This window comes from Amycolatopsis sp. NPDC102522, from assembly GCF_055584485.1.
Map to the genome: position 1 here is coordinate 413,618 of NZ_JBVJLY010000003.1, position 12,455 is coordinate 426,072.

Here is a 12,455-nt window from a genome sequence, read left to right on the forward strand (position 1 = left end):
ACCTGCGGTGATCACCATGGGACCGTGGAACTGCTGGAGTACGTCACCGAGCTGCTTCGGGGCACGCTGGGATCACCCTGGCTGTGGGTGATCGTGTTCCTCGTGTCCGGTTTGGACGCGCTCCTGCCGTTCATGCCGAGCGAGACGACGGTCATCACCGTCGCCGTCCTGATCGGCCCGGACTTCCCGCAGCTGGCGCTGCTCGCGCTGGTCTCCGGGCTCGGGGCCTGGGTGGGCGACTGCCTCGGCTACACCGTCGGCGCCGCCGCGGGCCCGCGGGCGCTCGCCCGCCTGCAGCGTGGCCCGGACGGGATCCGGCGCTACGAATGGGCGAAGATCCAGGTGCGGCGCAACGCCGTCCTGCTGATCCTCGCCGCCCGCTACCTGCCCGGTGGCCGGGTCGCGAGTGGCCTCGCCAACGGCAGTCTCGGCTATCCACCGGGCAAATTCGTCTGGCTCGACGCCGTCGGCGCGAGCATCTGGGCGGTGTACAGCGTCCTGATCGGTCTCGTCGGCGGAGCGGCCTTCGCGGACGAACCGGAGAAGGGCCTTCTGCTGTCTTTCGCGCTCGGACTGGTGCTGGTCGCGGCGATCGAGATCGGGCGGCGGGTCCGCGTCCGCATCCTGACCCGGCGCCGCGCGGCGGCCGAGAGCAGCGACAATGGTTTGTGTGTCGAACCCTGAACGTCGCTATGTGATCTCTTTCGGCTGTCCTGACCGCACCGGGATCATCGCCCGGATCTCGGGTTTCCTCGCCGAGCACGGCGGCTGGATCGTCGAAGCGGCGTACCACACGGATCCGGACACCGGCTGGTTCTTCACCCGCCAGGTCGTCCGCGCCGACTCGCTCCCGTTCGACGCCACCGAACTCCGCACACGCTTCGCCGAGGTCGCGAAGTCGCTTTCGGCCGAGTCGAGCTGGCAGGTCAGCGACTCCGGTGAGCGGCGTCGCGCGGTGATCCTCGTCTCCAAGGCCGGGCACTGCCTCTACGACCTCCTCGGCCGGGTCGCGTCCGGGGAGCTGGACGTCGACGTCGCCGCGGTCATCGGCAACCACGCGTCGCTGGGCGACATCACCCGCGCCCACGGCATCCCGTTCCACCACGTCCCGTTCCCTTCCGGCGACGCTGCGGCCAAGGCGGCTGCGTTCGCCGAGGTGCGGAAACTGGTCGACGAGCACGACCCGCACGCCGTCGTCCTCGCCCGGTTCATGCAGGTCCTGCCCGCCGAACTGTGCGAGGCCTGGGCAGGCCGGGCGCTCAACATCCACCACAGCTTCCTGCCGTCGTTCGTCGGCGCGCGGCCGTATCACCAGGCCCACGCGCGCGGGGTGAAGCTCATCGGCGCGACCTGCCACTACGTCACCGCCGACCTCGACGCGGGCCCGATCGTCGACCAGGACGTCATCCGCGTCGACCACGGCGACTCGGTCGAGGACATGGTCCGCAAGGGCCGCGACATCGAAAAGGTGACGCTGGCGCGCGGGCTGCGGTGGCACCTCGAAGGCCGCGTCCTGGTGCACGGTAACCGAACTGTCGTCTTCTGATGATTCACTGAGGTCATGGGGACTTCAGAGATCAAAACGATCGAGACGCTCGATGCGCTGCGTGAGCACCTTGGCCACCCGGCCGAGCGGACGCGAGGGAAGATCATTCCCTTCATCGACCAGCACGCGCGCACGCTGATCGACCACTCGCCGTTCTACCTGCTGGCGACGGCGTCGTCAGACGGGACCTGTGACGTCTCCCCGCGCGGAGACCCGGCGGGTTCCGTGAAGGTGCTCGACGACAAGACGCTCGTGATGGCGGACAGGCCGGGCAACAAGCTGCTCGACAGCCAGACCAACATCCTCGACAACCCGCACGCCGGGCTGCTGTTCCTGGTGCCGGGCATGAACGAAACGCTGCGCATCAACGGCCGCGCGAAACTGGTCGCGGACGCGCCGTTCTTCGACGACCTCGTGGTCAAGGGCAAGCGCCCGGCGCTGGCGATCCTGATCGAGGTCGAAGAGCTGTACATGCACTGCGCCAAGGCTTTCCTGCGGTCCGCGCTGTGGAAGCCGGACACCTGGCCGGAGCGCTCCAGCCTGCCGACGGCGGGGCAGATCTTCCGGGACCAGATGAAGCTGGACGTCACGGCGGAGGCGCTGGACGCCGCTTTGACCGAAGGCGCCCTCACGACGCAGTACTGAGCCCCCGCGCGTGTTATGAATGGGACTTTCATCGCAAAATTTGCCATGAAAGTCCCATTCATAACATCGGGGAAGCGGGTCAGACGCGCACCAGCATCTTGCCGGTGTTCGCGCCGCCCAGCAGGTCGAGGAAGGCCTGCGGCGCGTTGCGGATACCGTCCACAATGGTCTCGGAGTACTTCAGCTCGCCGGAGGCGACCAGCGGCGCGACCTCCTTGACGAACTGCGGCTGCAGCGCGAAGTGGTCGCCCACCAGCATGCCGCGCATGGTGAACCGCTTCGCGATGATCGACGCGAGGTTGCGCGGCGCCGCGGCCGGTTCGGTGTTGTTGTAGACCGAGATCATCCCGCAGATCGCCATCCGGCCGTGCAGGTTGATCGAGTCGATGGCCGCTTCGAGGTGGTCGCCGCCGACGTTGTCGAAGTACACGTCGATGCCCTCGGGCGCCGCCGCGCGCAGCTGCTCGATGACGGGGGCGTCCTTGTAGTTGAACGCCGCGTCGAAGCCCAGCTCGTCGGTCAGCCACTTGACCTTGTCGTCCGTGCCCGCGCTGCCGATGACGCGCTTCGCGCCCTTGAGCTTCGCCAGCTGGCCGACGATGGAACCGACCGCGCCGGCCGCGCCGGACACGAAAACGGTGTCGCCCTCCTTGAACTCCGCGACGTCGAGCAACCCGGCGTAGGCGGTGAGCCCGGTCATGCCGAGGACGCCGAGGTACGCCGTGACCGGCGCGGCCTCGGGGTCGACCTTCACCGCGTGCTTGGCGTCGACGACGGCGTGCGAACGCCAGCCGAGGCCGTGCAGCACGATGTCGCCCGGCTCGAAACCGTCCACGGTGGACTCGAGCACTTCACCGACGGCGCCGCCGTGCATGACCTTGCCGACCTCGTACGGCTCGGCGTAGGACTTCGCGTCGCTCATCCGGCCGCGCATGTACGGATCCACGCTCAGCACCTGGTTCCGGACCAGGATCTGACCCTCACCCGGCGTCGGGATCTCGACGTCGGCGATCTCGAAATTCTCCAGCGTCGGGACACCGTGCGGACGGGAGGCGAGCCGGATCTCGGTTGCGTTCACGAGGTAACTCCAAGTCTGTTGCGAACCTCAAGCGGGGCGATCGCCCCGTATTCACGACGGGTACAACGAGCTAACCGGGGCGACCATTCCGATTGTGGCGAGCGCTACACGACCTCGGCGAGCTTGCCGAGAACTCCTTCGTAGATCCGCTTGAGGCCACCGGGCGCGAAGGTCTTCTCGAAGAAGCCGCCGATGCCGCCCGCGCCGTCCCAGCTCGTCTCGATGCGGACGAGGCTGCCCTCGGGCACCTCGCGGACGGTCCAGGTGGTGACCATGCTGGAGTTCGCGTCGGTCTCGACGAGGGTGCCTTCGGACGGCTCGGACACCGTCGCGGCGACGTCACGCACACGCTTCGACGTCGCCTGCAACTTCCAGCTCGCCTTCGTGCCCGCGCCGACGCCGCCTTCGGTGACCTCGTAGTCGCGGTAGTGCTCGGTCAGCAGCTTCGGCCGGGTTTCGGCGTAGTCCGCGACGAGCGCCCTGACCTTGTCCGCCGGCGCCTCGATGGTGCGCTCCGCGACGGCCGTGACCTTTCCCATCCCACTCCCTTTCACCCGTGTTGCAAGACAGCGTCCACGATTCCACCGCCGGGCGCAGGAGGAGCGAGCGCCCCCGCCGCCAGAGGCCGTGAGGGTGGGCGTGACTCGCGTGATCAAGGACGTGACTCACGTGATCAGAGACGGAACTCACGTGATTAGGGACGGAACTCACGTGATTGGAGGCCGCACTCAGGTGTGCGGCGCCCCGTCACCCCCGGCCCCGGATGCCATGAAAGGTCCTTTCCTTGCGAATTTTGCAAGGAAAGGACCTTTCATGGCGTGCGCGGGGGTCAGATGAGGGACTTTTCCTTCAGCCAGTCCTTCGCGACGTCGCCCGGCTTCTCGCCGTCCGAGTCGACGCGCTTGTTCAGCTCACGCAGCTGCACGGTGTCGAGGGCCTTGCTCACGGCGTTGACGGCGGCCGCGAAGTCGGCGCCGCGCTCGTCGAGGACCTTCTTGTTCACCGCGGGCACGACGTTCTCGGTCGGCACGATGGCGAGGTCGTCCTCCAGCGCCACGAACTGCGGGTCGCTGACGAGCGGGCTCACCGAGTCGACCGGGATGACGGTGACCTTGCCGGACCGCAGCTGCTCGACGCGCGGGCCGGCCTCCTGCACGGTCTGGAAAGTCGCCTTGAGCTTGTAGACGTCCGTGAAGCCCTTGAAACAGGGAAGCCGCTTCTCGCACTCCGGCCCGCCCGCGACGATGAGGTTGTCGACCTTGGACAGGTCGCTGATCTTCGCGAGGCCCTTCTCCTTGGCGAGGTCGGCCTTCACGATGTAGGTGTTCTTGTCCTCCGCCGGCGAGTAGTCCAGCAGGCCGATGCCGTCGGCCTCGAACAGCTTCTTGAGCTGCTCGTGCTCGCCCGCCGCGTCCTTCGCGGCGTCCTTGCCGAAGCCGGTGGTGATGGCGGCGCCCTGGTACTCCGGGATGAACTGGAGTTCGCCGGACTTCAGCGCCGGGTAGATCAGCTCGCGCGAACCGAGGTTCAGCTTGCGGGTGATCGGGTAGCCCTTGGCCTCCAACGCGTTCGCGTACAGCTCCGCGAGGACAAGGCTGTCGGTGAAGTTGAAGGAGGCGACGACGATCGGTGCCCCGCCCTTGCCCTGCGCGGCCGGGGCCGCCGCGTCGTCGCCACCCCCACAGGCGGTCATACCGAGGACGGCGGCGGCGAGCACCGCGCCCACTCGAACATTCCGTGTCCAGCGCACGTGCACACACTCCTATGACTCGTTCAGAGGAATGGACAGTATCTCCGGGTCACGACAGAATCCACATTTTGAGAGTTCCGCCCCGTGCGCTCCCAGAGAACGGAATCGGGCCGTCCGAACGGGGTAAGGTCGGCCGGTGCGAGCCTCCTCCGTGTTCCCCGTACCCGCCCAGGGCGGGCGGCCGCTGTTCGAGTGGCGGTGGGTGGACCGTCACCTCGACGAGATCTTCGAGCGACTCGGCGAGCACGTGACGCTGACCGCGGTGGCGCTGGCCATCGGTCTGGTGGTGTCTATCGGTGTTTCCGTGGTTTCGCTGCGTCGCCGGTGGTTCTACGCGCTCGCGCTGGGCACGGCCGGTTCGCTGTACGTCATCCCGAGTCTCGGCGCCTTCGCCGTGCTGGTGCCCTTCACCGGCCTGACGTCCTTCACCACTGCCGTGATCCCGTTGGCGACGTACACGTTGCTGATCCTCATCCGCAACATCGTCACCGGGGTCGAACAGGTGCCCAAGGAAGTCCGCGAAGCCGCGATAGGCATGGGTTTCACGCGTGCGCGGTTGCTGTGGCAGGTCGAACTGCCGCTCGCGCTGCCGGTGGTGATCGCGGGCCTGCGCGTCGCGGCGGTGACCACGATCGGGCTCGTGACGGTGACTTCCATGCTCGGCAAGGGCGGGCTCGGGTACTTCATCCGCAACGGGATCCAGACCGCGACGCCGAACTCGACGTCGATCATCGTCGGTGTCGGGCTTTCCGTGGTGCTCGCGGTCGTGGTGGATCTGCTGCTGTGGCTCGGGGGGCGCGCGCTCGCGCCGTGGTCGCGGAAGGCGGCGTCGCGATGAGCATCATCGACCAGACCATCGAGTGGTTCGGCGAACCGAACCGCTGGAGCTGGACGGACTCGGCGGGCGTGCCGTACCGGACTGTCGAGCACCTCCAGTTTTCGTTGCTGGCACTGGCGATCTCGGCCGTGCTGACGATCCCGCCCGCGTTGTGGCTCGCGCACTACCGTCGCGCGCAGTTCCTCGCGACGAGCGCGGTCAACATCGGCCGCGCGATCCCCAGCTTCGGGCTGGTGATCCTGTTCTGGTTCCTGGCTTCCCGGCTCGAAGTCGACACGACGTTCTGGCCGCTGATGCTCGCGCTGGTGGCCTTGGCGCTCCCGCCGATGTTCACCAACACCTACGCGGGCGTCATCCAGCTGGAACAGGAAACCGTCGACGCCGCGCGCGGAACCGGTTACCGCGAGTGGCAGATCATGCTGCGCTTGGAGTTGCCGCTCGCGTCGCCGGTAATCCTCGCGGGGGCCCGTGTCGCTTTCCTGCAACTGGTCGCGACCGTCGCGATCGGCGCGATCGTCAACGACGGCGGCGGCCTCGGACGGTACATTGTGGACGGTTTCGCGCTCGGGGATCCGGGCCACGGCGAGATCCTGGCGGGCGGTATCGCCGTCGTCGTACTGGCTTTGGCGTGCGAGGGCGTTTTCGCGCTCATCACGCGTTGGGTGACCCCGCGCGGGCTGGCGATCCAGTCCCGCGCGGACGCCCGAGCCTGATCCTCGGTTCTAGTCGAGAATCCAATCGCCATAGGTGTTGCGAGAGCGGCGGTTTGCGTCAGATCAAGGGAGCGCCGTCACCGAGTTCGCCGTCAGAACGGCCCGAATCCCCCGGCGGGAAACGCGGCGACAAGAGCAGTCACTTCCGGCCCCAATGACCGATCCTCGGCCACCGGAGGCACCAACTCCCGCAGCCGGTCGTAAGCCGCCCGAAGTCCGGGCGCCCCTTCCCCGGACGCCAGCCACCGCGCCTGCGAACCCGTGATCAGCTCGCAGGCCGTGATCGCGGACATCCGCGCGCAAGCGTCGCGAAGCTGATTCCCCGCCGCCCAAGCGAACGCCTGCACGTCTTCCTGCCCGGCGGATGTGTCGACGGAGCCCAACGTCGCGGGCGTGACGAGCCGCCGCAGCGCGTGCAGTTCGCCCACCGCGCGTTTGTGCAACGGCACCAGCCCCGCTTGCGGCCCCGGATCCTGCGTCAACTGCGCGGGCAGGCCGCTGAACCGCTCGTCCAGCAACCGGTGCGCCCGCTGCACGCTCACCTCGCCCAGATGTGCCAGCGCCGCTGTCACCGCGTCCATCCGCAGCCCGAGTTCGACGGCGTGGAAACCCGTCGTGGACACGAATTCGCCGTCCAGGAACGCCGGGGAGTCGGTCGGCATCGAGCGTCGCAGGACCTCGTCCAGGTCGTCGGCGACCCGCGTCAGATGGGCGATCGCGCGCGGAGCGACCCGGACGGAAACGGGCGCCTGCACGACCTCCGGACGTTCGACGGCACCGCGGATCAGTTCGCTCACTTCGAGCAGGACCGAGCGGAGAACCTGGTCGTCTCCCGCCAGCGACGGACGGTAGACCGCTTGCGGCGCACCGAGAACGTCGATCGCGATAGCCGCGGCCAGCGTCTGGAGGCCGACGAGCCGCCGGACCTCGGTGAGCGCGAAGGCGGCCAGCGTCTCGGCCAGTGGCGAGCCCTGGATGAGCGTCGCGCCCTCCTTGAGGCCCGGCTCGTACGGCTTCGCCAGCACCTCCGACGCGGGCGTCTCGACGCCGTCCACCAGCACGGTCCCGACGCCGAGAAAGGTCTGGAAGGCGTGCGCCAGCGGGATGATCTCGCCGGCGCTGCCCAGTCCCGTCCTCGGCACGGCGGGCGTGAACCCCTCGTTCAGCCTGTCGACGAGGAACGTCACCAGCTCCGGGCTCGCCCCCGCCTCCGGCGCGAGCAGATCGCGCAGGCGCACCAGCAGCAGCCAGCGCACTTCCCCGGCCGAAAGCCAGGGTGGGCCACCGACGGCGCGACCGATCAGCAGGTTCCGCTGGTGCGCGCCCGACGCGGGCGAGGCGACTCCCGCGAGCCGCCCCATGCCGGTGTTCACGCCGTAGACGGGGCGATCGGTCAGCGCGTCGAGGACGCGGGCGCGGTTCTCGCCGAGCCTCGCCGGCAACGCGGGATCGAGCTCCAGGAATCCGGCTTCGAACGCCGAAGCCAGCGCGAAATCCTTTGTGGACAGCCTCACTCGACGGGGCGCGCGAGGTCGTCGATCACCTCGGCACCGGGAAGCGAGGCGAGCGCCGAGCCCGAGATCAGCAGTTTGCTGCCGCGGATCCCGCTCCCGATGATCAGTTCGGGCTCGTCGGCGACGCGCCGGTCGATCAGGATCGGCCACGAGTCGGGCAGGCCGACGGGCGTGATGCCGCCGTACTCCATGCCGGTGATCGAGACGGCCTCGTCCATCGGGGCGAAGGACGCTTTGCGGACGTCGAGACGGCGTTTGATCACACCGTTCACGTCGGCGCGGGTGGTGGCAAGGATCAGAGCGGCGGCGAAGCGGACCTCACCGGCACGTTTGCCGGCGACGACCACACAGTTCGCGGACGCGGAAAGCGGAGAGCCGTACGCCTCGCAGAAGGCGGCGGTGTCGGCCAGTTCGGCGTCGATCTCGGCGACACCGAGGGCGTCGGGATCGGACAGGGCGGCGAGTGCCTTGGCGACGGGCTCGGCGAGCAGGTCCGTGCGCGAGGGGGCGGGGACGACGGTGAGGCTTCCGGCGATGGTCCAGGTAGTCACGTCGCCACCCTAATAATCACCAGTTGCGGCCGCCGCGTTGCACCTCGATGAGCTTGGGGCGGACGTCCACGAGGTAGACCAGGACCGCGACCAGTGCGGGCAGCCACAGGATCATGCCGCCGCCGTAGAACTGGAAGAAGGTCATCACGACGGTGGCCCCGCCGGTGATGAGCATCCAGATGGGTTTGGTCTTCCGATCGGCGGCCGAGTACGCGTCCGAGCGCTGGCGCAGCGCATGCACGAAAGCGAACAGCCCCGTCAGTGCGCCGCCCCAATGGATGGCGATGAGGATCCAGGTGGCAACGAGCACGACGTCAGCTTACGTCAAACCGGGCGAATGACCCGGGCCCCTGGCACCGAAGCGGTGCCAGGGGCCCTGAGATCACGCGGACCTTACTTCTCGGTCGTCTTCGGCGTGGTGGCCGGCTTCTTGGCGGCCGGGCTGGTGGTGGTGCGGCGCGCGGCCGGGGAGGTGGTCTTCGGCGCGGTCTTGTTGGCGACCTTGCGCGAAGCGGAGCGGGTCTCGTGCGCCAGGTCGTCGCCGAGCTCCTCGACCTCGTCGGCGATCTCGCCCGCGACCTCGGTCACCTTGCGGGCGGTCTTCTCGCCCACCGAGCGGGTGCCCTTGGTGACCTTGCCGAGCACGGTGTCGAGGCGCTCACGGGCGTCGGTGGTCGCACCCTCGACGCGGTCCTGCGCGGTGCTCAGCGCGTCTTCGAGCTGCTCGATGGCCTTCTTGACCTGCGGCTGCGCGGCGATCTTGTCCCACGCCTGCTCGCCGGACTCGGCCAGCTTGTTGTACAGCTTCAGCGCGGCTTCGGTGTACTCGTCGATGACCTTGCGCAGCTCGGCCGGGTCCAGCTTCTCGCGGATGCCCTCGACGTCGTGCGGGAGCTCCTCGATGTTCTTGCGGGCGGTCTCGCCGCTCTCGACGACGCGCTCCTTGGCCTTCGCCACAGCGTCGACGACGGCCTGGCCCGCCAGGTTGCCGGCGCCCAGCGCGGCCAGCAGCGGGGTGCGGACCTGGTCGAGGGCGGTGTGCTTGCGGTCGGTCTTGGTGGCCGTGGTCATGCTGACTCCTTGGATTCGGCGGCTTCTGTTTTCGGTGACGCTGCGTCTTCGTTCTTCGCCCGCGCCGCCTGCTCTGGCTTCGCGGCGGCGTTCTCGCGGCGGAACGATTCGTAGACGTCGAGCAGGACCTGCTTCTGCCGTTCGGTCAGCTCGGTGTCGGCGCGGATCGCGTCGCCGACCGGGCCGCCCGTGGGCAGATCGAGGATTCCCGCTTGCACGTAGAGCGCCTCGGCCGAGATTCGCAGGCCCTTGGCGATCTGCTGCAGGATCTCCGCGCTGGGTTTGCGGACCCCGCGCTCGATCTGGCTCAGGTACGGATTGGACACTCCGGCGAGTTTCGACAGCTGCCGCAAGGAGATCTTCGCGTTGCTGCGCTGCAGTCGGATGTACCCGCCGATGTCGGAAGCGATGTCCGCGACCTTCTCCATCGGTCCGCCCGACGTGGGCTGATCCCGGTTGGTGTCTGCCATCGGTCACCTCCTCGCGACGTCTTCAACGCTACGCGCGAGTGCTAGCTATTGCAAGCACTCTGCTTGCAACCATCGGGTGTGTTGGTGCTCACCCGGCTACCGTGGAGGGATGTCGAACGCGACGCGGCTGCGGCGGCGCCTCGTCGAGCATCTGCTCGCCGAGGGCGTGCTGCACGACGCGCGCTGGATGACCGCGTTCCGCACCGTGCCGCGGCACGTCTTCCTGCCGCGCTTCTTCGTCCCGGCGGCGAACGGCTGGGCCGCGATGGAGCACGGCGACGACGAGTGGCTCCGCCGCGCCTACTCCCCCGAAGTGCTGGTCATCCAGCTCGACGACGATTCCGGGCTCTGGGAACGGGCGCGCTATCTGGGCGCGCAGCCGGGGACGCCGACGAGTTCGTCCAGCCAGCCGTCGATCATGGCGATCATGCTCGAAGAGCTCCGGGTCGCCGACGGGCAGCGCGTCCTGGAGATCGGCACGGGCACCGGCTACAACGCCGCCCTGCTGTGCCAGCGGCTCGGCTCCGGCCTCGTGTACACAGTGGACATCGACCCGGAACTGGCCGACGCCGCGCGCAAGCGGCTCGCGGAGGCCGGGTACGCGCCGTCGTGCGCAGCGGCCGACGGTGCCGAAGGCTTCCCGGCAGGCGTCCTCTACGACCGGGTGATCTGCACGTGCTCGGTGTCGTCGATCCCGCCCGCGTGGCTGGAACAGACGGTGCCGGGCGGGCTGATCGTCACGACGCTGAACCGGCCGATCGGCGGCGGGCTCGTCCGGATCGTCGCGGGCGAAGGCGCGACGGGCCAGGGGCGGGTGCTGGCGCGCGACGGTCGTTTCATGCCGCTGCGCGCGCACCGGTTCAAGCCGTCGAGGGTGCCGGACGGCGACGTCGTCTGGCGGCCGACGCCGCTGCCGATGGGAGTGATCACCGAAGTCCGCAGCCGCTTCGAGTTCTTCGCCGGGCTTCAACTCCCCGGCGTGACGGCCTTGCGGGAAGGGCCGCGCACGGCGCTGGTCCATCCGGACGGCTCATGGGTACGGCATCGGCATGCGGACGGCCGGTTCGAAGTGGCCGAAGGCGGCCCGCGGCGGCTGTGGGAGGGCGTCGAAAGCGCGTATGAGGACTGGCTCGGACTCGGTGAGCCGTGGCGGGACCGGTTCGGGCTCAGCCTCGACGGCGAAGACCAGGTGATCTGGCTGGACTCACCCGAGGGCCGCGTTTGGCCCTTGTGTCCCTGAAAGCAGGCTCCGCACCCACGTCTCGACGTGGTCGACGGCGGCGTCCACCGGGATGTGGGTGGTGTCGAACACCTCGACAGGCGGGTCGAGCGACGGCGCTTCCCGTTGCAGCCACTCGTTGAATTCCAGCATCTCCTCGACCCGCTCCTCGTCCCACTCACGCCAGGCGGGCCGCGCCAGCAAACGCTTGCGCAGCGCGTCGGGCTCGCTGACGAGCGCCAGGTAGTGGATGCCGGAGAAGAAGACGCGCTCGGGCAGCCGCTCGAATTCGGGCGGCGCGACGGTGCCGCAGAGCACGACCGGGCGCCCGTTCTGGTGCAGCATCGCCGCCATCCGCAGCCAGGTCGAGCGGAACGCGGGATGGCCGGGGACGTCGTCGCGCAACGCCCCGGTCCACAACACGTCCTGCTCGACCACGAGCGCGAGATCGCCGAGCCGTCGCGCCAGGAGCGGCCCGACCGTCGACTTGCCCGCCCCGCTCGGCCCGGTCAGCGCGAACAGCGGGAGCCGCCGGAACGGCCACCGGTGCGCGCATTCCGCGCACACCAGCAGCCCGCTCTCGACTTGTGGCCGTTCGGCGCGATCACCGCAGGCCGGGCAGATCTTGAGATCGAGGACCACGGTCAGTCGAAGAGACCCTCGAGGAAGCCGCCCTTACGACGCTTGCCGTGGTGGCCGTACCCGTGCGGGGAGTCCGCGTAGCCGCCACCGCGGTAGCCCTTGGGCGAGTCGGCGTGACCGCCCCGGTAGCCCTTCGGGGAGTCGGCGTACCCGCCGCGGTGCGGTCGGGGGGAGTCCGGACGGCCGTAGTGCGGCGCCGGCGCGTGCCCGCCTCCTCCCTGGTACGGCGGGGGCTGATGCCCGCCGTAGTACGAGTTCTCGGCACCGGCGATGGCTTCCAGCTCGCCCCTGTCCAGGAAGATGCCGCGGCATCCCTGGCACTGGTCGATGTGGACGCCGTTCTTGTCGACGGTCTTCATGACGTTCTGACACTTCGGACAAATCACGTATCAGAGATTACGCATTTTTCGCGTCCGAG

The 12,455-nt window shown here is 68.7% G+C and carries 16 protein-coding genes; 6 read left to right on the forward strand and 10 right to left on the reverse strand.

What is annotated here, in order from left to right; all coding sequences use genetic code 11:
- Window positions 1-24: 24 nt before the first annotated feature.
- Genes ACZ6YV_RS12195 through ACZ6YV_RS12205 form a run of 3 tightly spaced genes read left to right on the forward strand, consistent with a single transcriptional unit; the run spans window position 25 to window position 2,191 of the window.
- A complete protein-coding gene (locus ACZ6YV_RS12195; RefSeq protein ID WP_465509617.1) occupies window positions 25-684 on the forward strand; it encodes a DedA family protein in 660 nt (219 codons plus the stop codon).
- Complete coding sequence (gene purU / locus ACZ6YV_RS12200) at window positions 662-1,546, forward strand: formyltetrahydrofolate deformylase (protein WP_465509618.1); 885 nt, start codon at window positions 662-664, stop codon at window positions 1,544-1,546. Before ACZ6YV_RS12195 ends, purU begins: the two co-directional genes overlap by 23 nt.
- 15 nt (window positions 1,547-1,561) lie before the next feature.
- Window positions 1,562-2,191, forward strand: a complete 630-nt coding sequence (locus tag ACZ6YV_RS12205) for a pyridoxamine 5'-phosphate oxidase family protein (protein ID WP_465509619.1) — start codon at window positions 1,562-1,564, stop codon at window positions 2,189-2,191.
- A 79-nt stretch (window positions 2,192-2,270) separates the two neighbouring features.
- On the opposite strand, the gene ACZ6YV_RS12210 is transcribed toward ACZ6YV_RS12205, so the two are convergent.
- From ACZ6YV_RS12210 to ACZ6YV_RS12220, 3 genes are all read right to left on the reverse strand, one after another.
- Complete coding sequence (locus ACZ6YV_RS12210) at window positions 2,271-3,269, reverse strand: NADP-dependent oxidoreductase (RefSeq protein WP_465509620.1); 999 nt, start codon at window positions 3,267-3,269, stop codon at window positions 2,271-2,273.
- Between the two features lie 104 nt (window positions 3,270-3,373).
- On the reverse strand, window positions 3,374-3,808 hold the full coding sequence (locus tag ACZ6YV_RS12215; RefSeq protein WP_465509621.1) for an SRPBCC family protein: 435 nt from the start codon (window positions 3,806-3,808) through the stop codon (window positions 3,374-3,376).
- A 290-nt stretch (window positions 3,809-4,098) separates the two neighbouring features.
- A complete protein-coding gene (locus ACZ6YV_RS12220; RefSeq protein ID WP_465509622.1) occupies window positions 4,099-4,995 on the reverse strand; it encodes an ABC transporter substrate-binding protein in 897 nt (298 codons plus the stop codon).
- Window positions 4,996-5,170: 175 nt separating this feature from the next.
- Here ACZ6YV_RS12220 and ACZ6YV_RS12225 point away from each other — a divergent pair, with 175 nt between their 5' ends.
- Together ACZ6YV_RS12225 and ACZ6YV_RS12230 are read left to right on the forward strand one after the other, a co-directional pair.
- Window positions 5,171-5,857, forward strand: coding sequence for an ABC transporter permease (locus ACZ6YV_RS12225; protein ID WP_378238817.1), 687 nt, complete (start codon window positions 5,171-5,173; stop codon window positions 5,855-5,857).
- The gene (locus tag ACZ6YV_RS12230) at window positions 5,854-6,570 is read left to right on the forward strand and encodes an ABC transporter permease (RefSeq protein WP_465509623.1); all 717 of its coding nucleotides are present in this window, start codon (window positions 5,854-5,856) and stop codon (window positions 6,568-6,570) included. The genes ACZ6YV_RS12225 and ACZ6YV_RS12230 overlap by 4 nt, the downstream gene beginning before the upstream one ends.
- 92 nt (window positions 6,571-6,662) lie before the next feature.
- On the opposite strand, the gene ACZ6YV_RS12235 is transcribed toward ACZ6YV_RS12230, so the two are convergent.
- From ACZ6YV_RS12235 to ACZ6YV_RS12255, 5 genes are all read right to left on the reverse strand, one after another.
- Window positions 6,663-8,084 carry an aromatic amino acid lyase gene (locus ACZ6YV_RS12235; protein WP_465509624.1) on the reverse strand — a complete coding sequence of 474 codons (1,422 nt, stop codon included), beginning with the start codon at window positions 8,082-8,084 and terminating at the stop codon, window positions 6,663-6,665.
- Window positions 8,081-8,635, reverse strand: coding sequence for a YbaK/EbsC family protein (locus ACZ6YV_RS12240; RefSeq protein WP_465509625.1), 555 nt, complete (start codon window positions 8,633-8,635; stop codon window positions 8,081-8,083). The genes ACZ6YV_RS12235 and ACZ6YV_RS12240 overlap by 4 nt, the downstream gene beginning before the upstream one ends.
- Window positions 8,636-8,651: 16 nt before the next feature.
- Window positions 8,652-8,945, reverse strand: coding sequence for a DUF2516 family protein (locus tag ACZ6YV_RS12245; RefSeq protein ID WP_465509626.1), 294 nt, complete (start codon window positions 8,943-8,945; stop codon window positions 8,652-8,654).
- An 83-nt stretch (window positions 8,946-9,028) separates the two neighbouring features.
- The gene (locus ACZ6YV_RS12250; RefSeq protein ID WP_465509627.1) at window positions 9,029-9,706 is read right to left on the reverse strand and encodes a hypothetical protein; all 678 of its coding nucleotides are present in this window, start codon (window positions 9,704-9,706) and stop codon (window positions 9,029-9,031) included.
- Window positions 9,703-10,134, reverse strand: a complete 432-nt coding sequence (locus ACZ6YV_RS12255; RefSeq protein ID WP_465509748.1) for a helix-turn-helix domain-containing protein — start codon at window positions 10,132-10,134, stop codon at window positions 9,703-9,705. Before ACZ6YV_RS12255 ends, ACZ6YV_RS12250 begins: the two co-directional genes overlap by 4 nt.
- Before the next feature lie 151 nt (window positions 10,135-10,285).
- Here ACZ6YV_RS12255 and ACZ6YV_RS12260 point away from each other — a divergent pair, with 151 nt between their 5' ends.
- Entirely contained in the window at window positions 10,286-11,416 is a 1,131-nt protein-coding gene (locus ACZ6YV_RS12260) for a methyltransferase domain-containing protein (RefSeq protein ID WP_465509628.1), read from the forward strand.
- Here the strand turns inward: ACZ6YV_RS12260 and ACZ6YV_RS12265 are convergent.
- Window positions 11,381-12,037 carry an AAA family ATPase gene (locus tag ACZ6YV_RS12265; protein WP_465509629.1) on the reverse strand — a complete coding sequence of 219 codons (657 nt, stop codon included), beginning with the start codon at window positions 12,035-12,037 and terminating at the stop codon, window positions 11,381-11,383. The genes ACZ6YV_RS12260 and ACZ6YV_RS12265 overlap by 36 nt on opposite strands.
- 2 nt (window positions 12,038-12,039) lie before the next feature.
- A complete protein-coding gene (locus ACZ6YV_RS12270) occupies window positions 12,040-12,423 on the reverse strand; it encodes a TFIIB-type zinc ribbon-containing protein (protein ID WP_378238374.1) in 384 nt (127 codons plus the stop codon).
- Window positions 12,424-12,455 lie beyond the last annotated feature (32 nt).